At 70.7% G+C, this 23793-nt stretch carries 19 protein-coding genes; 12 read left to right on the top strand and 7 right to left on the bottom strand.

Annotated elements, in window-relative coordinates; all coding sequences use genetic code 11:
• Positions 1 to 20: 20 nt before the first annotated feature.
• The gene (locus tag AMIS_RS28330) at positions 21 to 1037 is read left to right on the top strand and encodes a glycoside hydrolase family 6 protein (protein ID WP_014445865.1); all 1017 of its coding nucleotides are present in this window, start codon (positions 21 to 23) and stop codon (positions 1035 to 1037) included.
• On the opposite strand, the gene glxA is transcribed toward AMIS_RS28330, so the two are convergent.
• Entirely contained in the window at positions 1038 to 2987 is a 1950-nt protein-coding gene (gene glxA / locus AMIS_RS28325) for a radical copper oxidase GlxA (protein WP_014445864.1), read from the bottom strand.
• Positions 2984 to 4672, bottom strand: coding sequence for a glycosyltransferase family 2 protein (locus AMIS_RS28320; protein ID WP_014445863.1), 1689 nt, complete (start codon positions 4670 to 4672; stop codon positions 2984 to 2986). Before AMIS_RS28320 ends, glxA begins: the two co-directional genes overlap by 4 nt.
• 204 nt (positions 4673 to 4876) lie before the next feature.
• Between AMIS_RS28320 and AMIS_RS28315 the strand changes: the two genes are divergently transcribed.
• From AMIS_RS28315 to AMIS_RS28305, 3 genes are all read left to right on the top strand, one after another.
• Positions 4877 to 6484, top strand: a complete 1608-nt coding sequence (locus AMIS_RS28315; RefSeq protein WP_014445862.1) for an SLC13 family permease — start codon at positions 4877 to 4879, stop codon at positions 6482 to 6484.
• A gap of 103 nt (positions 6485 to 6587) precedes the next feature.
• Positions 6588 to 6851 (top strand): hypothetical protein, encoded by a 264-nt coding sequence (locus tag AMIS_RS28310; protein ID WP_231859112.1) that lies wholly within the window; start codon positions 6588 to 6590, stop codon positions 6849 to 6851.
• A 125-nt stretch (positions 6852 to 6976) separates the two neighbouring features.
• Entirely contained in the window at positions 6977 to 7954 is a 978-nt protein-coding gene (locus AMIS_RS28305; protein WP_051042166.1) for an alpha/beta hydrolase family protein, read from the top strand.
• A gap of 452 nt (positions 7955 to 8406) precedes the next feature.
• On the opposite strand, the gene AMIS_RS28300 is transcribed toward AMIS_RS28305, so the two are convergent.
• Together AMIS_RS28300 and AMIS_RS28295 are read right to left on the bottom strand one after the other, a co-directional pair.
• Positions 8407 to 9051 (bottom strand): isochorismatase family protein, encoded by a 645-nt coding sequence (locus tag AMIS_RS28300; protein WP_014445859.1) that lies wholly within the window; start codon positions 9049 to 9051, stop codon positions 8407 to 8409.
• Entirely contained in the window at positions 9051 to 10244 is a 1194-nt protein-coding gene (locus tag AMIS_RS28295) for a CaiB/BaiF CoA transferase family protein (protein ID WP_014445858.1), read from the bottom strand. Before AMIS_RS28295 ends, AMIS_RS28300 begins: the two co-directional genes overlap by 1 nt.
• A gap of 56 nt (positions 10245 to 10300) precedes the next feature.
• Here AMIS_RS28295 and AMIS_RS28290 point away from each other — a divergent pair, with 56 nt between their 5' ends.
• Genes AMIS_RS28290 through AMIS_RS28275 form a run of 4 tightly spaced genes read left to right on the top strand, consistent with a single transcriptional unit; the run spans position 10301 to position 15611 of the window.
• The gene (locus AMIS_RS28290) at positions 10301 to 11209 is read left to right on the top strand and encodes a hydroxymethylglutaryl-CoA lyase (protein WP_014445857.1); all 909 of its coding nucleotides are present in this window, start codon (positions 10301 to 10303) and stop codon (positions 11207 to 11209) included.
• Between the two features lie 27 nt (positions 11210 to 11236).
• A complete protein-coding gene (locus AMIS_RS28285; protein ID WP_014445856.1) occupies positions 11237 to 12724 on the top strand; it encodes a class I adenylate-forming enzyme family protein in 1488 nt (495 codons plus the stop codon).
• A complete protein-coding gene (locus AMIS_RS28280; RefSeq protein WP_014445855.1) occupies positions 12721 to 13575 on the top strand; it encodes a DUF4437 domain-containing protein in 855 nt (284 codons plus the stop codon). Before AMIS_RS28285 ends, AMIS_RS28280 begins: the two co-directional genes overlap by 4 nt.
• Positions 13576 to 13625: 50 nt before the next feature.
• Positions 13626 to 15611 (top strand): acyl-CoA dehydrogenase family protein, encoded by a 1986-nt coding sequence (locus AMIS_RS28275; RefSeq protein ID WP_014445854.1) that lies wholly within the window; start codon positions 13626 to 13628, stop codon positions 15609 to 15611.
• 36 nt (positions 15612 to 15647) lie between these two features.
• Here AMIS_RS28275 and AMIS_RS28270 read toward each other — a convergent pair whose 3' ends face one another.
• The 3 genes from AMIS_RS28270 to AMIS_RS28260 are packed head-to-tail and all read right to left on the bottom strand — an operon-like array spanning position 15648 to position 18503.
• Positions 15648 to 16052 carry a type II toxin-antitoxin system VapC family toxin gene (locus tag AMIS_RS28270; protein ID WP_014445853.1) on the bottom strand — a complete coding sequence of 135 codons (405 nt, stop codon included), beginning with the start codon at positions 16050 to 16052 and terminating at the stop codon, positions 15648 to 15650.
• Complete coding sequence (locus AMIS_RS28265) at positions 16052 to 17074, bottom strand: hypothetical protein (protein WP_014445852.1); 1023 nt, start codon at positions 17072 to 17074, stop codon at positions 16052 to 16054. The genes AMIS_RS28270 and AMIS_RS28265 overlap by 1 nt, the downstream gene beginning before the upstream one ends.
• 7 nt (positions 17075 to 17081) lie before the next feature.
• Positions 17082 to 18503, bottom strand: a complete 1422-nt coding sequence (locus AMIS_RS28260) for a dihydroorotase (RefSeq protein ID WP_014445851.1) — start codon at positions 18501 to 18503, stop codon at positions 17082 to 17084.
• 77 nt (positions 18504 to 18580) lie between these two features.
• On the opposite strand from AMIS_RS28260, the gene AMIS_RS28255 reads away from it, so the two are divergent.
• The 4 genes from AMIS_RS28255 (at position 18581) to AMIS_RS28240 (ending at position 23792) form a co-directional block, all read left to right on the top strand.
• Positions 18581 to 19780: a CaiB/BaiF CoA transferase family protein gene (locus AMIS_RS28255; protein WP_014445850.1), complete on the top strand. Its 1200-nt coding sequence runs from the start codon at positions 18581 to 18583 to the stop codon at positions 19778 to 19780.
• Positions 19781 to 19782: 2 nt separating this feature from the next.
• On the top strand, positions 19783 to 20550 hold the full coding sequence (locus AMIS_RS28250; RefSeq protein WP_014445849.1) for a cyclase family protein: 768 nt from the start codon (positions 19783 to 19785) through the stop codon (positions 20548 to 20550).
• A complete protein-coding gene (locus AMIS_RS28245) occupies positions 20547 to 21950 on the top strand; it encodes an MmgE/PrpD family protein (protein WP_014445848.1) in 1404 nt (467 codons plus the stop codon). The genes AMIS_RS28250 and AMIS_RS28245 overlap by 4 nt, the downstream gene beginning before the upstream one ends.
• 177 nt (positions 21951 to 22127) lie before the next feature.
• Complete coding sequence (locus tag AMIS_RS28240; RefSeq protein ID WP_014445847.1) at positions 22128 to 23792, top strand: WxL domain-containing protein; 1665 nt, start codon at positions 22128 to 22130, stop codon at positions 23790 to 23792.
• The last annotated feature ends 1 nt before the right edge of the window (position 23793 follow it).

Here is a 23793-nt window from a genome sequence, read left to right as displayed (position 1 = left end):
GGAAGGTACCGTTTGTCCGGATGAGAACTCTGCCTGCCCTCTGTGGTCTCGCCGCCCTTGTCGTCCTCGGCGGTTGCACAGCCGGCGATCCGGACGTGGCGCCGTCACCCACCGCCAAGCCCACCGCGACCGCCGAGTCCTCGGCCGCGGCCGAGGAGTTCTATGTGGAGCCCGACGCGCCACCGGTCGGGCAGGTCGCGGCCTGGACCGCCGCCGGGCGGGTCGAGGAGGCCGCCGCGATGCGCCGGATCGCCGAGTCGCCGTCCGCGGTCTGGTTCGCCGACGGCGCCCCCGGTTACGCGGAGAAGGCGCACGCCCTGGTCACCGCGGCCGCCGCGAGCGGGCGCGTCCCGGTGCTCGTCGCCTACTACGTCCCGCAGCGTGACTGCGGCGGGCACTCGGGTGGCGGCGCGCCGGACGCCGCGTCCTACCGCGGCTGGATCGCCGGGCTTGCCGGGGCGATCCGGGATTCCCGGGCGATCGTGGTGCTGGAGCCGGACGCGGTCACGCACGTCCTGCAGGGCTGTGTGAACGGCCCGGCCGCCACCGAGCGGTACGCGCTGCTCGCCGAGGCGGTCGCCGCGCTGAAGACCGGGCCGGGCGTGCGGGTCTACCTGGACGGCGGCAACCCGAGCTGGGTGCGTGACGTGGACCGGGTCGCGGCGGCGCTGACCGAGGCGGGGGTGGGGCAGGCGGACGGTTTCAGCCTGAACGTGGCGAACTTCGAGACGACCGAGGCGAACATCGAGTACGGCACGCGGATCTCGGAGCGGCTCGGCGGCAAGCGGTTCGTGATCGACACCAGCCGGAACGGGAACGGCCCGGCCGCGATCGACGGGCGGGACGCCGAGGGGCACTGGTGCAATCCGCCGGGGCGGGCTCTCGGGCCGGCGCCGACGACGCGTACCGGTCAGCCGCTGGTCGACGCGTACCTGTGGGTGAAACGGCCGGGGGAGTCCGACGGCGCGTGCCGCGCGGGAGCTCCCCCGGCCGGTCAGTGGTGGCCGGAGTACGCCCTGGAGCTGGCCACCAACTGATTACTTGACCCGCACCCAGCGGGCCGGCGAGGGCGTGCCCTCGCCGTCGGTGACGAAGAGCATGTACCAGCCGGACGGCAGCAGGCCGCGCTTCGACGGGATCGACACGGTGATGCCGCCCGGCGTGCGGGCCACGCCGAGCGCCACCGACCGCTGGTCCACATCGGTCGCGTGGGTGACCGCGCTCGGCCGCACCAGGCGCGCCGACTGGATCCGCGCCGCGTCCGGGGTGGCGAAGGTCGCCTTCTTCCCGCGTTCGATCAGGCTCGGTCCGGTCGGGGCGACCGGCCGGTCCCCGCGGAACAGGTACGGCGGGCTGTAGATCTCGATCCGCTGCTCGAACGTGCCGGGGTTCTTGCCGGACCGGTCGTAGATCGGGTCGCTGCCCATCGTGACGACCCGCCCGTCCGGCAGCAGCAGCGCCTCGGAGTGGTAGTTGCGGCCGACCGCCGGCGCCGCCGCCTCCCGGAACGCGTTCTTCCGCGGGTCGTAGATCTGGGCGTTGTGCAGATCGCTGCGCTGCCGTCCCTGGTACGGCCCGCCCCGGTAACCGGACGACCCGCCGCTGGTGAAGACCGTGTCGTCGGGCAGCACCACCGTGCTCAGGTAGCGCGTCGGATGCGGCAGGTCCGGTCCGGGCCGGAACACCGGGCGGGGATCGGCCAGGTCGGCGATCGCGGTCCGGGCCGTGGAGATCGGCGAGTCACCGACCGCGCCGCCGCCCAGGATCATCACCTTCTGGTCCTGTGCCGGTGGCAGCATCACGGACGCGCTGGTCTCGGTCATCGTGCCGTCGCGCAGGCCGTGCACCGGTTGGAACTTGTTCTTCCGGACGTCCCACAGGCCGGGGGTGCGCCCCTCGGTGGCCGAACCGTACCCGGCGTTCGACCCGGAGAAGAAGAGCCGCTCGTCCTCGGTGAGGAAGAGTGACGGATAGGTGGGGAAAGTCCGGCGCAGCTGCGGCACGGCCACCCACTTCTTCTTCTTGACCTGGTAGCGCTCGTTGATGCCGGGGATCATCCGGCCGAACTGGTCGAGGCCGGAGACGGCGAGCACGTCACCGCCGGGCAGCGGCGCGAGCGTCGGGTACCAGCGGTTCTTCACCAGGTCGCCGGTACGGGCGTAGCGCTCGGTCTCCGGGTCGAACTCGTACGAGGTCTTGTCGCCGCCGTACTCCTGCTTGTCTCGGCTGATCTTGTCGGCGACGCCGTACAGGTTGTGGGTGTCGTCGCCCTTCAGGCCTTGGATCTTGTACTGTGCGGGCTCCTTCACGATCGGGGCGTCGCCGGGTTCGAGCGCGTCCACCCAGACCTCGACCTCGCCGGCGTGCACCATGGTCTGGGTGCCGTGCCACATCTTGGTGGCGGCCGGCACGCTCACGTCGGCCCGGGTCAGATAGATCCGGCCGTCCGCCGACTCGAACCTGGTGCCCTTCGGGAAGGCCCGGGCGCCGAAGTCCGGCGACTCGTTCTTGATCTTCATGACGCCGGCGGCGTGCGTGATGTCCGTGGCCAGTACCTCGTACGACTTCGTCCCGCCCGCGACCAGCAGCTTGCCGTCGGGCAGGAACGTGTGCCCGGCGCAGAAGATGTCGGTCGGCGTCGGCACGTCGGTGAACCGGTCGGTGCGCGGGTCCCAGAGGATCGTCCGGAACGTGCCGGCCTCGAACCGTTCCCGGTTGTTGCCGGACCCCGCGATGATCAGCACCTTGCCGGTCTTCAGCAGCGCCGCGTGGATCGCATTGATCTTGAAGCCGGCGGGCACCGGCAGCAGCGACCAGTGGCCGTGCGTCTGTTTGTAGGTCAGCCGGTTGATGGCGAACTCGTGATAGCGGTCGGTCGCGAGGACCACTATCGGGCGGTTCACCACGGCCACGACGGCCAGGCACAGGATCGTGGTGAGGGCGGTGAGCAACCGCCGGGCGGCTGTGGGCCGGGTTCGGGGGGTCATACGAAGGTCTCCACGGGTTCTTTCTCTTCGACTGCGGGCTGGGGTACTTCGGCGGGCCGGCGCTGGGCCGCCCAGATCGCCGCCGGGGCGAGGCAGAGCGCCAGATTGAGGGCGGGCCAGAGCCACATCAGGCCGTGCGCGTGCCCGGTCAGCACGGCGACGACCAGCAGCGCGGCGTAGAACGCGGCCCAGCGCAGATGGGTACGGAAGGTGAGCAGGCGATCCGGGCTGGCCGAGTCGCCCTTCGGCGTCACCACGAAACCGGCGCGGCGGCGCAGCACCGCCTGCAGGAACGAGGAGACGTAGATCGGCGCGCACAGCGTGGAGAGCAGCATGCCGGCCAGGCCGGAAGATCCGGCCGCCTCGTGCGGGCTCACGTTGTGCCGCCGGTTCCAGAGATAGAGGCCGACCTGGAAGAGCGCGGCGTCCACGTAGAGCATCAGCCAGACCTGCTGCGGGACCTGCACACCCCGTACCCCCAGAACGATGTGCAGGACCGCGGTGGTCGCGCCGAGCAGCCAGGCCACGGCGGTGAGCGGGTAGTACGCCATCAGCAGCGCGTAGTGCAGCGACCGCCGGATGCCGAGCTTTTTCACCATGGAGCCGAACTGGGCGACGCAGACCTCATCGGTGCCGCGTGACCAGCGGTGCTGCTGGCTGAAGTAGTCGGTCCAGGAGGACGGTCCCTCGCCGACCGCCAGGACGTCCGGGGTGTAGACGGATTTCCAGCGATTCCCCGTCTTCTCGTTCATGGTGCTGTGCACCACGAGACTCGTCGCCATGTCCTCGGTGATCGAGTCCTGGAGGCCGCCGATCGAGTTGAGGGCGGCGATGCGTACCGCGTTGTTCGTGCCGACCAGCATGGGGATGCCCAGCCGGTTGCCGGCGCGCTGGAGCAGCGAGTGGAACAGGTACTGCTGTGACTCGGCCCAGCGGGTGATCACGTTGTCGTAGTTGCCGTAGATCTGCGGGCCGATCACGAAGGCGACGTCCGGGTCACGGAAGTAGCCGAGCAGGCGCTCACAGAAGTTCGGCAGCGGGACGTGGTCCGGGTCGACCGAGACGAACACGTCGTACCGGGCGCCGTGCCTGTCGATCCAGGCGTTGTAGTTGCCGTGCTTGGTCTTCGCCTTGAAGCCACCGGCCGCGGTGTTCCAGCGGGCCACGCCCTTGCGGCTGAAGTGGCGGGCGCCGACGTTCCGGCACATCGCCTTGACCTGCGGGTCGTTGCCCTCGTCCAGCAGCCAGACGTCGTACCGGCCGGGGTGGCGGATCCGGCGTGCGGCCCGCAGCGTCTTCTCCACCATCTCCAGCGGCTCCTTGCCGGGGACGATCGTGGTGAGGAACGCGACGCGCAGGTTCTCGTCCGGCGGCACCGGCACCGGGTCGCGCGCGCGGAGCGTCGCGAGGCACAGCGTCACGACGTTGACCAGGCGGAACAGTTCGATCAGCGCGGTTGCCGCGATCATGACGGCGGTGATGGCCGTGCGCCGTTCCGGCAGCTCCATCGAGGACAGCAGCCAGCCGAAGAACGTCGACTCGAAGGCGAAGGCGAAGCCGGCGATCAGCACCGAACGGATCGGCCGCCGCCGGGACAGGGTTCGCAGGCGGACCCGGTACTCCGGCCCCGGCACCGGATCGGCGTCGCCGGCGAGGCGGCTGAAGCCGTCGTAGTCGTACGTCATCGGTCTCCCTGCATCGACGAGCGTCTGTGAAGGGTTCAGGCCCCTCGGAGATAACGCGTCAAATGCAGCGCAGGGTATTTAGCACGTTTACCGGACACAGCGGGACAATATCCAAAATAGGTAAACTTAGGACATACCCCGTACTCGAACGTGGTCTCGGCTTAATATCGACGTATGTAGATCACTGATCGGGAGGGAGTCGGCATGTCCACCACCGAAGGGGCACCCGGAGCGCGCACCGATGTCGAGGAGCGGCTGCTCGGAGGCTCGACCTACCGCAGTCTCGGCGAGCAGCGGCTCTCTCCCGCCGAGGAGCGTTTCGAGCGGGGCCGGCGCACGATCGGGCTCTTCCTCGCCCCGGTCGTCATGCTGATCTTCCTGGCCCTCCCGCTCGGCATCCGCCCGAGCCAGCAGGTCCTCGCCGCGGTGCTGCTCGCGGTGATCGTGCTCTGGGTGACCGAGGCGGTGCCGATCCCGGTCGGTGGCCTGATCGGCGTCGCCCTCATCGTGATCTTCGGGGTGGCGCCCGCGGCGGACGTGCTCGCGCCCTTCGGGTCGTCCACAGTGTTCACCTTCATCGGCGCGTTCATCCTGGCCCAGGCGATGCTGAAACACGGCCTGGCCCGCCGGTTCGCGTTCCGGGTGCTCTCGCTGCCCGGCGTCGGCCGCTCGACCGCGCGTGTGATCATCGCGTTCGGCGTGATCACCGCGCTGCTGTCGGCCTTCGTCTCGAACACCGCCACCGTCGCGATGCTGCTGCCCACCGCCCTCGGCATCCTCGCGGTGATCGCCAAGATGATGCAGGACCGCGGCCTCGCGGCCGCCGACTTCGATCCCACCCGGCTGCGGGTGGGTGCGGCGTTGATGTTGATGCTGGCGTACGGGGCCAGCGTCGGTGGCCTGCTGACCCCGGTCGGCACGCCCCCGAACCTCATCGGTCGCGGGCTCATCGAGGAGGCGACCGGGGTGAAGATCTCGTTCGCCGAGTGGATGGCCGTCGCCGCGCCGATCTGCCTCGGCATGTTCGTGATCCTCGCGCTGGTCCTCCTGCTGCTGAACAAGCCGGAGATCCGCCGGATCGAGGGCGTCGAGGAGTACGTGGCCGCCGAGCGCGCCAAGCTCGGCGGATTCTCGCCGGCCGAGCGCAACACCCTGGTCGCCTTCGTCGTCACGGTCGTCCTCTGGATCACGCCCGGTGTGATCGCGGTTCTCTGGGGCACCGAGTCCAGCGTCTACGACACGGTCAGCGGCCGGCTCAACGAGGGCGTCGTCGCGGTCCTCGGCGCCTCGCTGCTCTTCCTGCTGCCGACCTCGTGGGGCCGGCGGGAGTTCACGCTCAACTGGAGCGACGCGGCCCGCATCGACTGGGGCACGATCCTGCTCTTCGGCACCGGCATCATCTTCGGGTCGCTGCTCGCCGACACCGGACTCGCCGAGACCATCGGCACCTCCAGCGCCGACGCGCTCGGGCTGTCCAGCACGTTCGCGATCACCGCGTTCGCCGTGCTGCTGGCGATCGTGGTCTCGGAGACCACCAGCAACACCGCGTCGGCGGCCGTGGTCGTGCCGATCGTCATCCCGATCGCCGTGGCAGCGGGCGTGGATCCGCTGGTCCCGGCCCTCGCCGCGACGTTCGCCGCCTCGTTCGGCTTCATGCTGCCGGTCTCCACGCCGCAGAACGCGGTGGTCTACGGCTCCGGCGTCGTGCCGATCACCACGATGATCCGTTCCGGCGTCTCCTTCGACGTCCTCGGGGGACTGCTGATCCTGCTCGTGCTGCCGCTCATGATCGCTGCCGTGGGACTCGGCTGATTGCTTCCCGGCTGATTCGGTCGAACCATCACGCGCTGTGATCCGTTCTCTCTGTCGTGGGCGGGGCGTGACAGCCCCGCGGTGACCGATGAAGGCGGTGGCAATGCTGATCCTGTCCCTGCTCATCCTCGTCCTGGCCGGCGCCTGTGTGCTCGCGGTGCGCGGGGTACGCGCGGACGCGCAGGCCGAGGCGGAGCCGCTGATCGTCCCGGAGGCGCTGTTCGGCCCGCAGAGTCTGGAAGGTGTGCTCTGCGCTCAGTTGCTCGACGGTGAGATCACCGCCGGGCAGTACGTCCGGTCGATGGCGGGCATCGCGGCCCGCGACGACGAGCGGCATCCTCTGGCCGTTCCCCGATACGAGGAGTGACGGCCTGACGTCATCAAAGCCCGGCATCCGCCTCGCGGATGCCGGGCTTTGTCCGTTTCCGCACTTCCTTGACAGAAACCCATCGATAACCCCTAATGGAAACAGTGTTTCGGAGAGTGTTACGGATGACCATTGGAGGTCCCGTGTCCCTGTCCCCGCGCCGCATCGTCGCGGCGTTGCTCCTGTCCGCCTCCGTCCTCGCGGCAACCCCCTCCGCCGCGCACGCGGCCGCCGTCGAGGTCGACGGCGCCGTCACGATCCCCTGCGCCGGCTCGACGCTCAACCAGGACGCCGACTGGTTCTTCCCGGCGGCCACCACCCCGAAGGCGCTGGTCTTCCTCCAGCACGGCTTCTCGCGCTCCAACGCGAACGTCGCCGACCTGGCCCGCAAGTACCAGGCCGCCGGATTCCTGGTGTTCACGCCGAACCTGCCGTCGACCAACCTGTACGGCTGCACGGTCAACAACACCGGCAACAACACGGCGTTCCTGAACAACGTGGCAGCCCTGCTCGGCAACGGCGCCGGCGGCGCGCTCGGCACCAGTTACGCTGCCGCGGCGGCGACCGCGGGCCGATCCGGGACCCCCCTGCCCACCACGTACGTGCTGGCCGGGCACTCGGCCGGTGGCGAGGCGGTTACCTACATCGCGAACCGGCTGCGCACCACGTTCCCGGCCGCGTTCGCCGGGCTGCGTCACCTGCAACTGCTCGACCCGGTGAAGTCGCCGTCCGGCACCAACATGGCGGACGGGCTGACCGGGCTGGCCGGCACCTCGCTGCCGATCACCGCGATCTCGTCCCCGCCGTACCTCTCGAACAGCAACGCCAGCGGAACCGTGGAGCTGCAGGCCCGGATCGACCGGCCGTTCCTCGGGGTCCGGCTCACCACCGGCAGCCACTGCGACGCCGAAGGCGCCACCACCAACTGGCTCTGCACGCTGACCGGCGGAACGTCGAAGGCGCAGAACGTCAGCGCGCTGCAGACCTTGGCGGTGAACTGGGCGTCGGACGCGGTCACCGGGACGACGACCGCGGCGTACTACCCGGGCGGCGCGTACTACCAGAACCTCCTCACCGGCAACGTCATCCAGACACTCAGCTGACCGTGCCGTCCTGACCCGCGTGTGGATTTTCGGGTGTGCAGCGCGCTGCGAACTCCACACGCTGGATCAGCGCTGGGTGCCGGCCGGTCCGGCTGGTGCGCAGTGTTGTCGCGCTGAGCGCCGGCTGGTGCGTAGGGCTGTTGGGGCGGCCTCGGGGCAGCGCTGGGAGCCAGTTCGCACTGGCCGGCTGGCTTGCAGTGCTGTCCGGGGCACGGTCGGACGACGCTGAGCGCCGACCGGCCCGGGCGGCTTCACGATCCACGGGCGGATGGGATGGGCGCGGGCGCACGTGCTGGGGCGATTGCCTGCTACCTCTGTCCGGGGACTGAAGGGGTCCGGGCCGGACGTCGACGCGCGCGCGGGGGCGCCGGGGCCGGCGGCGGGAAGCGCCGGCGTCAGGGGCGTCAGTCGCCCGGCGTGCTGGGGGACGGCTCACGGTGCGGCGGGGAGGGTCAGGCGTACCTTGTGAGGGTTTGCAGGGTTTCGGTCAGCGTGACCACGTCGGCGTATTTGGCGTTGAGGTCGAAGAGGCTCGATTCGTGGGGGCCGGGTGCGCGGTCGGCGCAGGCCTCGGGGACGACCATCGGGCGGAAGCCGTGCTGGAGGGCGTCGAGGGCGGACGCGCGGACGCAGCCGCTGCTGGAGAAGCCGCCGATGGCAAGGGTGTCGATGGAGTGGGAGGTCAGCCAGGCGGCCAGGGAGGTGCCGGCGAAGGCGCTCGCGTAGTGCTTGACCACGACCGGTTCGCCGGGTGCCGGGTGCAGGGGCGGGGCGAAGCCGCCGAGCGGGTTGCCGGCGGCGAAGACCTTCAGGGCGGGGACCTTGGCGGCGAACAGGGGTGCTTCGGAGCAGGACTCGTCGGCGAAGCGGACGGTCGTCCAGATGACCGGGATGTTCGCGGCTCTGGCCGTTTCTGATAGCTGGGCCATCGCGTCGGCCGCGGCCTGGCCGGTTGTCAGGTGCAGCGGCGACTCCGGCGCCGTGTAGGCCAGCGCCGCGTCGATCAGCAGGACCGCGGGCCGGGCGCCCCAGCCGAGCCGGCGGGCGAATCCGGCGGAGGTGTAGTCGGCGTCGAGCGCCATTTCCGACGGCGGCATCAGATCACTCCCCGCTCCTTCAGGCCGGCCATCTCGTCGCTGGTCAGGCCGAGGATGTCCGTGTAGACCTCGTCGTTGTGCGAGCCGAGGGCGGGTCCCGCCCACCTGACCTCGCCGGGTGTGCCGGACAGGCGCGGCGCGACGTTCTGCATCGGGATCGCGCCGAGGTCCGGGTGATCGACAGTGATGACTGCCTCGCGGGCCTGGACGTGCGGGTCGGCGATGATGTCCTCGGCCGTGTAGATGCCGCCGGCCGGGACGCCGGCCTCGTGCAGCAGCGCGAGCAGCTTCGCGGACGGGACCGTTTTCGTCCACTCGGAGATGAGCGCGTCGAGCTCCGCCTGATGTTCGCCGCGCGCGCCGTGGGTGGCGTAGCGCGGGTCGGCCGGCAGGTCGGGACGCTCCATCACGTCGGCGAGGCGGCGGAACACGGTGTCCTGGTTCGCGGCGATCAGCACGTCGGTGCCGTCGGCGGCGGGGTAGACGTTGCTCGGCGCCACGTTGGGCAGAATCGGTCCGGTGCGCTCGCGGCGGTAGCCGGCCACACCCCACTCGGGGATGAGCGACTCCATCATCGCGAGGACCGCCTCGTAGATCGCCGAGTCGACGACCTGGCCCCGGCCGGTGCGCTCGCGGGCGTGCAGTGCGGCCAGCGTGCCGAACGCGGCATACGTCGCGGCCAGCGAGTCCCCGATCGAGATGCCGCTGCGTGACGGCGCCCGGTCGGGCTCACCGGTCACGTAGCGCAGACCGCCCATCGCCTCGCCGATCGAGCCGAAGCCGGCCCGGGGAGAGTACGGACCGGACTGGCCGTAACCGGTCACCCGGACCAGGATCAGCCGGGGGTTGATCGCCGAGAGCTCCTCGTAGGAGAGTCCCCAGCGCTCCAGCGTGCCGGGCCGGAAGTTCTCCAGCAGCACGTCGGCCTCCGCCACCAGCCTGCGGACCAGGTCCTGCCCCTCGGCGGTGCGCAGGTTGCAGGTCACCGACTTCTTGTTGCGGGCGACCACCGGCCACCAGAGCGACTGGCCGTGCGGTTTCTCCCGGCCCCACTGGCGCATCGGGTCACCCTTGCCGGGGTCCTCCAGCTTGATCACCTCAGCGCCGAAGTCACCGAGGAGCTGCCCGCAGAAGGGGCCGGCGAGCAGGGTGCCCGTTTCCAGGACACGGATGTCTGCGAGTGGTCCGATCATGGTTTTCACCCTATGCTGCGAAACGGTGTTTCGCTAGATGGAACAGGTGGTGGGGCGTGGAGATCGTCGAGGTCGGTCCGCGGGACGGGCTGCAGAACGAGAAGCGAGTGCTGCCGACGGCGGTGAAGATCGCCTATGTCGAGCGGGCCATCGCCGCCGGTCTCCGGCGCATCGAGGTCGCCGCGTTCGCCCGCCCGGACCGGGTGCCGCAGATGGCGGACGCCGCGGAGGTGCTGCGGGCGGCGCCGCGGCCGGAGGGTGTCCGCTATACCGCGCTGGTCCTCAACGGTCGCGGGCTCGATCGGGCGCTCGCGCTGGAGGAGGCGGCGCGGCCCGACGAGATCAACTATGTAGTTGTCGCGTCCGACGAGTTTTCCCGCCGGAACCAGGGGATGTCCACCGCCGACTCGCTGGCGGCGTTCCGCGAGGTGGCCGCCCGCGCCCGCGAGGCCGGGCTGTTCGTGACATTGACGGTGGCGGCGGCGTTCGGCTGCCCGTTCACCGGTCCGGTGCCGGTCTCCCGCGTGCGTGATCTCGTCGCGGACGCCGGCCCGGTCGACGAGATCTGCCTGGCCGACACGATCGGTGTCGGCGTCCCACCTCAGGTCACCGAGCTGGCCGGCGCCGTGCGGCCGGTTGCGCCGGGCGTGCCGCTGCGCGCTCACTTCCACAACACCCGCAACGCCGGGTACGCCAACGCGACAGCCGCCGTGGCCTCCGGTTTCGGAGCCCTCGACGCGAGTCTCGGCGGGATCGGGGGCTGCCCGTTCGCGCCGGCCGCCACCGGCAACATCGCCACCGAGGACCTCGCCTACCTGCTGAACCGCTCCGGCCTGGCGACCGGCGTCGACGTGACGTCGGCCGCCGGGGCCGGCGCCTGGATCGGCGAGCAACTCGGGCTGGCGGCCGTGCCCGCCCAGCTCGGGCGCGCCGGCGACTTTCCTGGAGATCACCTCTTGCGGTGAGAATGGAAACGGTGTTTCCATTCTCGCATGTTGCGGCCCGGTGGTGCGGATCTGACGATCGCTGGTGGGGTGCGGGAGTTCGGCCGGGCCACTCCGGACGCGATCGCGGTGCGGGACGGGGACCGGGCGCTGTCCTACGCGGCGCTGGACTCCCGGTCGTCGCGGCTCGCGTGCGCGCTGCTCGGGCTGGGGCTCGCGACGGGCGACCGGGTGGCTCTGCTCTGCGGTAACCGCCTGGAGTACCCGGAGATCGCGGCGGGGATCGCCAAGGCGGGTCTCGTGCTGGTGCCGGTGAATCCGCGGCTGACGGCGCCCGAGGTGGCGTTCATCCTCGGGCACTCGGGGGCGCGGGTGCTGATCGTGGACGAGGCTCACGGCGGGTCGGTTCCCGATTTCTCCGGACATGTGGTGTGGATCGGCGCCGGCTACGAACAGTGGATCGATGCCGCGCGGGCCGCCGACCCCTGGGTCGCGGTGGACGAGCGGGATCCGTTCTGCATCGCCTACACGGCCGGGACCACCGGCGACCCCAAGGGCGTGCTGATCTCGCACCGCTCCCGGTCGCTGACCTTCTATGCCTCCGCGCTCGAATGGGGCATCGGGCCGGGGCGCCGGACCATCGCGGTCGCCCCGATGTATCACGGCGCCGGGTTCGCGTTCGCCTATGCGGCCGTCCACTGCGGCGGCACGGTGAGCATGCTGCGGTCGTTCCAGCCGGACGCGCTGATCGACATGATCGCGCGGGACGGCGCGCAGTCGGTGTTCCTGGTGCCGACGCACGCGCAGTTGCTGCGGGCACACTTCGGCGAGATCCCGCGCCTGCCGACCCTGGACACCCTCTACTTCAACGCGGCCGCGCTGCCCCGAGTCCTCAAGGAGTGGGTGTTCGAGGCGTTCCCCGGCGTCGGGGTGCACGAGCTCTACGGCTCCACCGAGGCGGGAGTGGTCACCAACCTGCGCCCGGCGGACGCCCGCCGCAAGGCCGGGACGGTCGGGCACCCGTGGTTCGGGACGCAGGTGCGGATCGTGGACCCCTCCGGGCGGGAGGTCGGGGACGGCGAGCCCGGTGAGCTGTACAGCAGGTCGCCGTACCTGATGAACGGCTATCACGAGAACCCGGCCGCCACCGCCGCCTGCACGACCGAGGACGGCTTCCTCACCTCGGGCGACATCGTGATCCGCGACGAGGAGGGCTTCATCGCGATCGTCGACCGGGTCAAGGACGTGATCATCACGGGTGGCGTGAACGTCTACCCGCGCGACGTCGAGGAGGTCCTGCTCACCCATCCGGCCGTCGCCGAGTGCGCGGTGGTCGGCGAGCCGGACGACCGCTGGGGTGAGCGGGTCGTCGCCTACCTGGTCGGCCGGGAACCCGTCGCCGCCGATGCGCTGGAGGCGTATCTGCGCGAGCGGCTGGCCGGATTCAAGGTTCCCAAGCAGTACCGCGCCGTCGCGGCGCTACCCCGCAACGCCGCCGGCAAGATCCTGAAACGCGAGCTGAGGAGTACGCCGTGAGGGCACATGTGGAGCTGATCCACGAGAACGACTACATCTTCCACGCCGGCGAGTTGCCGTTCGGCGAGGGGAGGATCCTCGAGCGCCGCCTGTCGACCGACGAGGAGGACGGTTCGTCGTCACTGTCGCTGCACGCCACCGCGGACTGGGGTCGCAGCGCCGGGATAGCGCACGCGGACACCGAGTTCTACGTGGTCGAGGGATCGCTGATCTACGGCGGCCGGGAACTCGGCGCCGGCGGGTACATCCAGGTGCCCAAGGGCGTCCCGATGGACTGGATCAAGATCCGGGAGGGCTCGCGGATCCTGCACTGGCGGGAGTACGGCGACGCCGGCTTCGACCCGCTCACCTCGGTCACGGAGACGGACGCCACCGGGGACGTCACCGTGGTGGACGCCACCACCATGGAGTGGACCGAGGCGACGTCGGTCGGGCCGCTCACCCCGCTCTACATCAAGCTGCTGCACCGCGACCCGAAGACCGGCTTCTACACCCGGCTGATCCGGGCGAAGAAGGGCTGGACCGATCACCGGCTCGCGCATCACCCGTGCTACGAGGAGTTCTACACGCTCGGTGGCCGGATGGCGTACAACTTCGGAGACATCGACGAGGGTACGTACTGCTTCCGTCCCGCAGGCGTGAAGCACGGCCACTTCATCGCCGAGACCGACATCGACTGGATCATCCGCTCGGACGGTGAGCTGACCAACTGGTACACCACGAGCGAGTGGGTGAAGTGGGGCGGCCACCCGGAGAACTACGACGAGCACAACCACGCCCACCAGCCGGTCATCTCGACGCTGCCGGTGCGCTCGCGGTCCCGCGGGGAGTGGTCCGGCGACGGGATGTGAGATAGGCCGTTCGCCGGTTGACGGACGTTACCGGCGGGTAATATTCGGCCATGAACGGTCAGCAGAACGCGGTCGATCCGGTACGCCTGCAGCAGGTCCTGGACGGCCGATGGGCGCACGTGCGCCAGGCGGTACGGGACGGGCTCGGCGCTGATTTCGTCACGATCCCCGGCGAGACAGGCGACGAGGCCCGGACCCGGGTCAGCGCGCTGATCCGGAAGATCCCGACCGGCGTCGGCGTGGTGGACGCGTTCCCCGCCGAGTACGGCGGATCCGGCGACCCGGGCGGCTCCGTGGTCGCCGCGGAGATGCTCGCCCAGGTCGACCTGTCACTGATGGTCAAGGCCGGCGTGCACTGGGGGCTGTTCGGCGGCGCGGTGGTCGCGCTCGGCACTAAACGGCACCACGACGAGTTCCTCCGGGACATCATCTCGGTGGAGCTGCCCGGCTGCTTCGCGATGACCGAGACCGGTCACGGCTCCGACGTGCAGCAACTGCGCACGACCTGCACCTACGACCCGGCGTCGGGAAGCTTCGACCTGCACACGCCGCACCAGGCCGCGCGCAAGGACTACATCGGCAACGCGGCGCGGGACGGGCGGATGGCCGTCGTCTTCGCCCAGCTGATCACCGGCGGCAAGCGGTACGGCGTGCACGCCTGGCTGGTGCCGATCCGCGACGAGCACGGCCGCCCGATGCCCGGCGTGACGATCGAGGACGCGGGCGCGAAGGCCGGCCTGCTCGGCGTCGACAACGGCCGGATCTCGTTCGACCACGTGACGGTGCCGCGGGACATGCTGCTCGACAGGTACGGGCAGGTCGCCGAGGACGGCGCGTACACCAGCTCGATCGAGAACGACACCCGGCGCTTCTTCACGATGCTCGGCACCCTGGTCCGTGGGCGGGTCACCGTCGGCGGCTCGGCCCTCGCCGCGACCAAGAGCGCGCTCACCATCGCGGTCCGGTACGGCGATGCCCGCCGCCAGTTCACCAGGCCCGGCGACGACCGGGAGGTGCTGCTCAACGACTACCTTGCTCACCAGCGCAAACTGCTGCCCGCGCTGGCGTACACCTATGCCTACACGTTCGCCCAGGAGGAGCTGGTCGCCACCCTGGCCGACGTGCAGTCCGGCGCCGAGGTCGAGGAGCACCGCCAGCGGGAGCTCGAGTCCCGGGCGGCCGGTCTGAAGGCGATGCAGACCTGGCACGCCACCCGCACCATCCAGATGTGCCGGGAGGCGTGCGGCGGCGCCGGATATCTCGCCGAGAACCGGCTGCCCGGCCTGAAGGCGGACACCGACGTCTTCACCACGTTCGAGGGCGACAACACGGTGCTCCTGCAACTCGTCGCGAAGGGCCTGCTCACCGGGTACCGGGACGCGTTCGGCTCGCTCGACGGCTGGGGCCGGGCCACCTTCGTGGCCGAGCAGGTCCGCGAGATGGTCCTGGAGCGCACCGCCGCCCGGTCGGTGATCCAGCGCCTGGTCAGCGCCGTGCCCGGCCGGGACGAGGACGTCGCGGTCACCGACCGGGGCTGGCACCTGGAGATGTTCGAGTTCCGCGAGAAGCACCTGCTCGAAGGCGCCATCCGGCGGCTGCGCGGCGGCGCCACGGCGAAGAAGGATCGGCCGTTCGACATCTTCAACGACGTGCAGGACCACGTGCTGCAGGCCGCCACCGCGCACATCGAGCGGGTCACCCTGGAGGCGTTCGTGGCCGGCATCGAGCGCGCCGCCGACCCGGCCGCCGCGGCGCTGCTGTCCCGGGTCTGCGACCTCTACGCGCTGAGCGTCATCGAGGGCGACAAGGGCTGGTTCCTGGAGCACGGCCGGCTGACCCCGGCCCGATCCAAGGCGGTCACCGGCGTGGTCAACGACCTGCTGCGCGAACTGCGCCCGCAGATGCGCACGCTCGTCGACGCCTTCGCCGTCCCGGACACCTGGCTGAACGCGGCGATCCTCCGCGAGGAGCCCGCCCGCCAGGACGCGACAGCCGCCGAGGACGCCGCGGTCCCGTCGGTCCCCGCAGGCGCCTGACGGCTTTCTTGCCGGCGCGGCCCTGCTGGGCCGCGCCTAGGAGAGCACCACGAGGCCGGGAAAGTCCTCGAAGTGGCGGCGGTTCAGTGTCAGGAGAGGAGCGTTGTAGTAGATCGCGGTGGTACAAATCCACAGGTCATTGGTTTGGCTGTTGTGCCCGAGCGGATGCCCGGCGCGCTGAGCCTGGCTCTTGAGCCGTCCCCACAGCCGGGCCAGGTCCGGGTCGTAGGGCGCGACGACGTATCGCCGGATTGCCTCCTCGAGCCGTTCGATCCGGCGAGGTCCCCAGCCGGCTTTCGCCGCTCCGAAGTGCAGCTCGGCCACCGTGGTGAAGCTGATGACGGGGATGGTCCCGAGCAGTTGGGACGCGGCGCTACTGGTGCTGCCGGAGCTGAGCCAGAGGTGGGAGAACGCATCGGTGTCGACGATGACGTTTTTCATCAGTCGCCCTGCCGCGCCGATCGGAGGGCGGCGAGGAAGTCGTCGACGTCGTCCATGCCCGGGACGGTGAACTCATCGATGGAGTGCACCGGACCGACGTGCTGCTCACGTGCCAGGGCCTCCAGCGATCGTGGCTGGGCGCTGTCCAGTGTTTCCAGCCCGGTCAGGTGAAGAACATGCACCGAACTGCCGTTCGGGTCGAATTCGCCTGCGCCCTCAGCCATGACCATCTGATCCATGGCGTCGAGAACCGCGTCCCGGAGATCCGGTGTGAAGTCGCACAGAACGCTGCTCGCGTATGAGTCGATCCGGCAGCGGAGCCCTGCGGGGGAGAAGTCACCCATGTGCAGGCGGCCGACCACCGTCACCATCTGCTGAATCGTTTCCGGCTGCACCGCACGAACCGCCCTCTGCAACGCTTCATCGAGGGTGAAACGTATCTCGCCGGAGCGCCGGAACTCGATGCGTGTCACATTACTTGCACTGATTCCCCCGGTCAGGTCACGAATGCCGTTGATGACCTGCGGTGTGAAGTGCGGCGGCAGGGTGCGGGGGTCCCGGCGGAGGCTGGTGAGACCGGCCTCCAGCGCGTCAAGCGACCGGGTCAGCAGATCGTCCAGACTGTGTTGTCCGGTGCGGGCGACACGGAGAACCGCCGATCCGGGCTGGAAACCGACGACATCGAGCCGGACCGCGTCGACGATGTCGCGGGGACGACGACCGAGCCGGCTCGTGTTGCCGCTGATGCTCAGCGCGATCCGCTCCAACGAGGCCTGCAGGCCTCCGCTCAGCCGGGCGAGCTCGGAAAGCGGCAGGCGCCCGCCGTCGGTTGCCGGTCCCACGGCACGGATCACGAGTTCCGTGCCATCGGCCGGGATGTGATTCGACTGGCTCATCGGTGTCACCTCCGCGCCGGTGCCGGTCATGCCCATGCCGGTGGAACCATCATGCATGACTCCGGCGACGCGGCTGATGACCGCGACGAAGGAATCGGGTGGGCGGCGGGAGGGGCCGCCGGCCACCCGGCTGTCAGCGGGCCACGAAGGCGCCTCGGGGGGTGCCCGTCACGGCGCCGTTCTGGTAGGCGATGCGGCCTCGCAGGACCGTGGCCACCGGCCAGCCGCGGACCTTGCGGCCCTCGAAGGGGCAGTGGTCCTGGCCGGAGAGGAGCAGGTCGGTGGTGACCTCCTGCTCCAGGTCCGGGTCGACGACGGCCAGGTCGGCGTCGTAACCGGGCAGCAGGTTGCCCTTGCGGCCGTCCAAGCCGTACGCCCGCGCCGGGTTCGCCGAGACCAGCTCGGCGACGCGGGCCGGGGAGAGGCCGCGCTTGTGCATGCCCTCGCTGATCAGGATCGGGTAGAGCAGGGCCGTGCCGCCGAAGCCGGGCAGGGCCGGCCAGAGCTCGTCGCCCTTCTCCTGCTCCAGGCAGCAAGCGTGGTCGGATGCCACCCAGCCGACCGTGCCGTCCAGGACGCCCGCCCAGAGCGCCTCGTTGTCCTCAGCTGTCCGGATCGGCGGGTTCACCTTGCCGCCCAGGCCCGGGAGTGAGTCGTGGGACAGGCAGAGGTGGTGCAGGGTCACCTCGAAGCGCATGTCGACGCCCGGCATCGCGACCCGCGCCTCGCGGGCGGCGGCCAGGGCCTCGCCGGAGGAGAGGTGCAGCAGGTTGATGGCGCAGTCGGTCGCCTTCGCCAGGGTGGTGGCCTCGCCGATCGCCACCCGTTCGGTGAGTGGCGGGCGGGCGTCCGAGTAGGCCTTCAGCGTCTGCGGGTCGCCGCCGGCCCGTACCCGATCGATGAAGAGCCGCATCAGTTCGGCCTGTTCGCAGTGCAGGGAGAGGGAGACCCGGCGGTCGGTGGCGGCGTTCGCCGCCGCGACCGCCTCCATGAGCTGGTAGAGGTGGCCGAGGTCGTACTCGTCGCTCATCGTGAACGCCTTGGCGTCACGGGAGTCGGCGGAGAGGTTGAAGCCCTTGTAGAACATGTAGTACTTGAAGGAGCTGACGCCGCTTCCCTCGACCAGCGACGGGACCTCGCGGACCTGGGCGGTGTCCATCGGCGCCAGGTGGAAGCCGTAATCGGTCCAGGCGTGGCCGGCGACCGCGTCCAGCACCTCGGGGAAGATCTCGCCGTAGGGCCCGGTCTTGTTGAGGTAGTGCTGGCCGGTGCGGAAGTAGGAGAGCACCGTGGTCGCGCCGCCGACCAGTGACGAGCGGGTCTCCTCGGCCGCGTCGACCGACAGGTCACGGTAGATACCCAGGTGGAAGTGGGCGTCGACGGCGCCGGGGAAGACCAGCTTCCCGGTGGCGTCCAAGATCGTTTCCGCTTCGTCCTCAGTGAAGGAGCCGATCGCGGCCACCGTGCCGTCCTTGGTGGCGAGATCCGCCCGGACGGTTCCCAGGTAGGGCACGACGAGGGTGCCTCCGCGTACCAGCAGATCGTAACGGCTCATCCGGCCCAACCTCCCACAGGTGTTTCGCACACAGTAACGAGGTTTCCCTTAATGGAACAGAGCGGTTAGGGTATGTCATGCCCGCCGCTGACAGCCCTCTTTCGGGCGTACGGGTCGTCGACGCGTCGACCCTGTTCGCCGGACCACTGGCCGCGACGATCCTCGGTGATTACGGCGCCGACGTGCTCAAGATCGAACATCCGGTCACGGGTGATCCGGCGCGGGGACATGGGCCCGCGAAGGACGGGGTCCCGCTCTGGTGGACCATGCTCGGCCGCAACAAGCGCACGCTGACCCTGAGTCTCAGCACCACAAAAGGCGCAGAAATCCTGAAAAGCCTGGTCGAAGAGACCGACGTGCTGATCGAGAACTTCCGTCCCGGGACCTTGGAACGCTGGGGGCTCGCCCCGCAGGCACTTCAGGAGATCAACCCGAAGCTGATCATCGCCCGTGTGACCACATATGGACAATCCGGACCGTACAGCCACCGCCCGGGATTCGGGACCCTGGCCGAGGCGATGAGCGGCTTCGCGGCGATCACCGGCGACCCCGGCGGGCCGCCCACGCTGCCCCCGTTCGGCCTGGCCGACGGGATCGCGGCGCTCACCGGCGCGCAGGCGATCATGACGGCGCTGTACCACCGGGACGTCCACGACCAGCCGGGTCAGGTGATCGACCTGGCGATCGTCGAGCCGATGCTCACCGTCCTCGGCATGCAGGCGATGGTCTACGACCAGCTGGGCGTCGTGCAGCAGCGGACCGGCAACCGATCGGTCAACAACGCGCCCCGCAACACGTACCGGACCGCGGACGGCAGGTGGGTGGCGGTCTCGACGAGCGCCCAGCCGATCGCCGAGCGGGTGATGCGCCTGATCGGCCGCCCCGAGCTGATCGACGAGCCGTGGTTCGCGACAGGCGTCGGCCGGGCCGCGCACGCCGACCTGCTGGACGAGGCGATGGCCGCCTGGATCGGCGCGCGCTCGCAGCGGGAGGTCCAGGACGCGTTCGATCAGGCGCAGGCCGCGATCGCCCCGGTCTACGACATCGCCGACGTCTTCGCCGACCCCCAGTTCCAGGCCCGCGACGCGGTCACCACCGCGCATGATCCGACGCTGGGGCCGGTGCGGATGCCGGGCCCGCTCTACCGCATGTCGCGCACCCCGGGCCGGATCCGCTGGACCGGCCGGCCGCGCGGCGCGGACACCGATGACGTGCTCGCCGGCCTCGGCTACGACGAGGAGCGGCGGGCGGAGCTGAGGGCCGAAGGGGTCATCTGACAATGAAGGTTTTCGATCTCGCCCAGCCGATGCGGCGGGGCATCCCCCAGTCGCCGAACCATCCCGCGTACCACCACTCGCTGGTCCGCCGGCACGGTGACATGGTGCGTGCCGGCGGTGGTTCGGCCGCCAACGACGTGCTGGTGATGGGCACCCACGTCGGCACCCACGTCGACGCCCTCGCGCACGTCTCCCAGGACGGGCTGCTGCACGGCGGCGTGGTCGCGGCCGACGTGCAGTCCGACGCCGGGTTCGCCCGGCTCGGCATCGACGAGTTCCCGCCGTACGTGGGCCGGGGTGTCTTCCTCGACGTGGCGCGGGTGCACGGCGTGGAGATCCTGCCGGCCGGCTACGAGGTGACGGCCGCGGATCTGGCGGCCGCCTGCGGCGACCTTCCGATCAACCCCGGGGACGCGGTCCTGGTGGGCACCGGCTGGTCGAGGCGGTTCAGCGAGGGCGCATCCTTCCTGGGTACGACCACCGGCGTGCCCGGTCCCGGCGAGGAGGGGGCGTGCTGGCTGGCCGAGCGGGAGATCGCCGTCACCGGGGCGGAGACGATCGCCTACGAGCACATCGCGCCGGGCGCCGGGCACGCGAGCCTGCCGGCGCACCGGATCCTGCTGGTCGAGGCGGGCATCAACATCGTGGAGACGATGCTGCTCAGCGACCTGGCCGACGCACGCGTGACCGAGTTCTGGTTCATCCTCGCGCCGCTGAAGCTGGTCGGCGCGACAGGCAGCCCGGTCCGGCCGCTGGCGGTCATTCCGTGACGGCGCCGCTGGCGCGGACGATCGGGGAGTTCGCGGCGAAGGTGGATCCGCCGGAGCGGGTCCGCGCGGACGTGCCACCCCGGATCCTCGACGTGCTCGGCAACGCGCTGGCCGCGTACGCGGAGCCGGGCGCCGACGCCGCGCCGGCCGCGATCCGGGCGATGCGGCGCTGGGGAGGTGTGCGGGAGTCCACCGTGCTCGGGTACGGCGACCGGCTGCCCGCGCCGTCCGCGGCGTTCGTGAACGGGGTGCTCGCGCACTCGCTGGACTACGACGACACCCATCTGCCGTCGGTGCTGCATCCGAGCGCCTCGGTGGTGCCGGCCGCGCTCGCCGCCGCCGAGGCCGGCGCGCCCGGTGACCTGATCGCCGCGATCGCCGCCGGCATCGAGGTGACCAACCGGCTCGGCATGGCCGGCTGCGACCCGGACACCGGTGCGAACCTCTACTTCGAGCGCGGGCAGCACGCCACCTCGATCTGCGGCACGATCGGCGCGGCGGTCGCCGTGGCCCGGCTCTACGAACTGGACGCCGGGCGGATCGCGGACGCGGTCGGCATCGCCGCGTCGATGGGCGCCGGCGTCCTGGAGGCGAACCGCACCGGCGGCTCGGTGAAACGGGCGCACTGCGGCTGGGCGGCGCACGGCGGGGTGGTGGCCGCGACCCTGGCGGCCGAGGGGCTGACCGGGCCGCCGACAGTCCTGGAGGGACGGTTCGGCTTCTTCACGGCGCACACCGGCCGGCTCGACGCGGCGGCGGTCACCGACGCGCTCGGCGAGCGGTGGGAGGTGCTGCGGACGGTCTTCAAGCCGTACCCGTCGAACCACTTCACGCACGCCGGGATCGACTGCGCCCTGGCGCTGCGGGCGGCCGGCCTGGACCCGGACGACGTGACCGGCATCGAACTCGGGGTGGCCGAGCCGGTGCTGCGCACGATCGCCGAGCCGGCGGCCGAGAAGGCGCGGCCCCGGACCGGGTACCACGCGAAGTTCTCCGGGCCGTACACGGTGGCGGTGGCACTGACCGGGGGGACCGGTCTCGGTGTCGGGCTGGACGACTTCGCCGGTCTCGACCCGCGCCGGCTGGAGCTGGCCGGGAAGGTGCGGGTGGTCGCCGACCCGGCGGCGACCGCGGCGTTCCCGCGCGCGTTCGCCGGGGTGCTGCGTGTCCGCACCCGGTCCGGGCACCTGCTGGAGCACCGGGTGGACAGCTCCCGCGGCGGCCCGGGTCATCCGCTGCGCGCCGACGAGGTGACCGCGAAGTTCACCGGCAACGCGACCCGGGCGCTCGACGCCGGGATGGTGGAGGCGCTCGCCGCGGCGGTGTGGGCCCTGGACGCGGGGGGACCGGTTTCCGCTCTGTTTCGCACTGGGGAAACAGTGTTCCGCGATGCGAAATAAGGCTGCTCGGTGGGTTGACACACCTGATGCCGACCGCGTTTATTGATCCCACACAAAAGGAAAACAGCGTTTCCCTATGGGAAACAGTTGGCGAACCGGATGTGTACCGCGCGCAAGAGCGTCACCGCCGGGAACGACGGGACGCACCCATCTGACAGAGGGGACGCGGCACCACCCATGACACGCATCGTTCGAAGAGCCCTGGCCGCGGCGGCCGGGTCGGCGCTGGCCCTGGCCGGCGTCGTGGCCGTCCAGGCGCCGGCCGCCGCCTACGGGCCGACCGCCAACTCCCTCGGGTGCCGGATCTACTTCAGTGACGCCGGCACCGGATCCTCCCCGTCGGAGTGGGCGGACACGTTCACCCTGACCACGAATCCGGCGTCGCCGAAGCCCGGTCAGAGTGTCACCGTGTCGCTCACCGCGGCGGAAGGCTCCACGAACGGCCCGGTTCCGCTCACCGCGGGCTCGGTGCCGGTGGCCGTGACGGTCGGGATCTCCGGAGCACAGACCGGCACGATCACACTCAACCAGTCCAGCTACCCGGCGGGCGCCGTCGCGGCGTACGCCGAGCTCGGCGGCTTCACCGCGACCGGCTCGTTCGTCGCCGGCTCGCAGGGCGCCGTCGCCCTCACCGTCAAGCAGGTCAAGTTCGCCAACTCCACGGCGTCCACGTACTGCTCGAACGACGGCGACCGGGACCACAAGGCCGCGCCGGTCGACACCACGATCGTGCACAACGCCACCGTCTTCGACGGCGGCGCGACGATCACGTCGATCACCGGCCAGACCGGGGTCACCGCGGCCCGGGCCGGCAACACCATCGACTACTCGGTCACCGGCCTGGAGGCGAACGCCACGCTCACGGCGTCGCTGAAGGACAGCTCCGGTGGCGGTACCGGCGAGGGCAGCGGCACCGGCTCCACCGGCGCCGGCGGCTCGGGCACCGGAACGCTCGTGGTGCCGGCCAGTCCCACGACCGGCACCCGGACCCTGGCCGTCACCGACGGCGTCAACACCGTCCTGGTTTCCATCACGATCCTCGGCACGCCGACGGTCACGATCACGCCCTCGGGCGGCGGCGCCGGCACGGCGATCTCCGTCAAGGGCACCGACTGGGATCCCGGCAGCTCCGTCGTGGTTCGTGGATATCAGGCGCTCACCGGCGCCCCGCCGCCGCCCGCCACCTCCGACACGCCGGTCACGGCCACCGCGTCGGCGACCGGCGGGATCAGCGCCGCCTTCACGGTCAACGACACCACCACCGCGTACGTCGGTGCGGTGTCCGGCCGGATGTTCGCCCTGGCGCCGTGGACCGCGTCCGCGGACGCCTGCACGGCGAAGGAGGGCAACGCGGCGACGGGTGACTGCGACCTGAAGTACGAGCTCTCCGAGACCGTCACGGGCGGCTCGCTGTCGATGTCCCGGGGCGCCGGCTCCAGCACGATCATCTTCACCGGTGTGACGCTGAACGGCTCGGCGCAGACCGCGACCGGCTCGCTCAAGCCGATCAACGTCACCGACAACCGGGGCAGCACCCTCGGCTGGGAGCTCGCCGCTGCGGTCACCGACTTCACCGGCGTCCCCGGCGGCACCATCCCGGCCGGCGCGCTGACCTGGACGCCGTCCTGCGCCGACCACACCGGGGCTACCAACGCGACAGCGGCGGTGGCGGGTTCGGCGGCCGTGCCGGTCAACGAGGCGACCCTGTGTTCCGGTCCGGCCGGCACGGGCGGCACGGTCACCGGCGGCTCGTACGACGCGTCGGCCGAACTGTCCCTCACGGTGCCGGCGATCCAGCTCGCCGGCACGTACACGGCGACGCTCACGCTCACGCTGAGCTGAG

The organism is Actinoplanes missouriensis 431 (assembly GCF_000284295.1).
In the GTDB taxonomy this organism is placed as follows: domain Bacteria; phylum Actinomycetota; class Actinomycetes; order Mycobacteriales; family Micromonosporaceae; genus Actinoplanes; species Actinoplanes missouriensis.
This window is presented reverse-complemented; position numbering and strand designations above follow the sequence as displayed.

Bases quoted from the DNA above. Each gene is read 5' to 3' on its own strand.
- AMIS_RS28285 (WP_014445856.1), top strand. From the start codon at position 11,237: ATGTTGCGGCCCGGTGGTGCGGATCTGACGATCGCTGGTGGGGTGCGG.
- AMIS_RS28240 (WP_014445847.1), top strand. From the start codon at position 22,128: ATGACACGCATCGTTCGAAGAGCCCTGGCCGCGGCGGCCGGGTCGGCG.
- AMIS_RS28250 (WP_014445849.1), top strand. From the start codon at position 19,783: ATGAAGGTTTTCGATCTCGCCCAGCCGATGCGGCGGGGCATCCCCCAG.
- AMIS_RS28300 (WP_014445859.1), bottom strand. From the start codon at position 9,051: ATGCCGCCGTCGGAAATGGCGCTCGACGCCGACTACACCTCCGCCGGA.
- AMIS_RS28295 (WP_014445858.1), bottom strand. From the start codon at position 10,244: ATGATCGGACCACTCGCAGACATCCGTGTCCTGGAAACGGGCACCCTG.
- AMIS_RS28330 (WP_014445865.1), top strand. From the start codon at position 21: ATGAGAACTCTGCCTGCCCTCTGTGGTCTCGCCGCCCTTGTCGTCCTC.
- AMIS_RS28270 (WP_014445853.1), bottom strand. From the start codon at position 16,052: ATGAAAAACGTCATCGTCGACACCGATGCGTTCTCCCACCTCTGGCTC.
- AMIS_RS28320 (WP_014445863.1), bottom strand. From the start codon at position 4,672: ATGACGTACGACTACGACGGCTTCAGCCGCCTCGCCGGCGACGCCGAT.
- AMIS_RS28310 (WP_231859112.1), top strand. From the start codon at position 6,588: ATGCTGATCCTGTCCCTGCTCATCCTCGTCCTGGCCGGCGCCTGTGTG.
- AMIS_RS28255 (WP_014445850.1), top strand. From the start codon at position 18,581: ATGCCCGCCGCTGACAGCCCTCTTTCGGGCGTACGGGTCGTCGACGCG.
- AMIS_RS28260 (WP_014445851.1), bottom strand. From the start codon at position 18,503: ATGAGCCGTTACGATCTGCTGGTACGCGGAGGCACCCTCGTCGTGCCC.
- AMIS_RS28305 (WP_051042166.1), top strand. From the start codon at position 6,977: ATGACCATTGGAGGTCCCGTGTCCCTGTCCCCGCGCCGCATCGTCGCG.
- glxA (WP_014445864.1), bottom strand. From the start codon at position 2,987: ATGACCCCCCGAACCCGGCCCACAGCCGCCCGGCGGTTGCTCACCGCC.
- AMIS_RS28315 (WP_014445862.1), top strand. From the start codon at position 4,877: ATGTCCACCACCGAAGGGGCACCCGGAGCGCGCACCGATGTCGAGGAG.
- AMIS_RS28275 (WP_014445854.1), top strand. From the start codon at position 13,626: ATGAACGGTCAGCAGAACGCGGTCGATCCGGTACGCCTGCAGCAGGTC.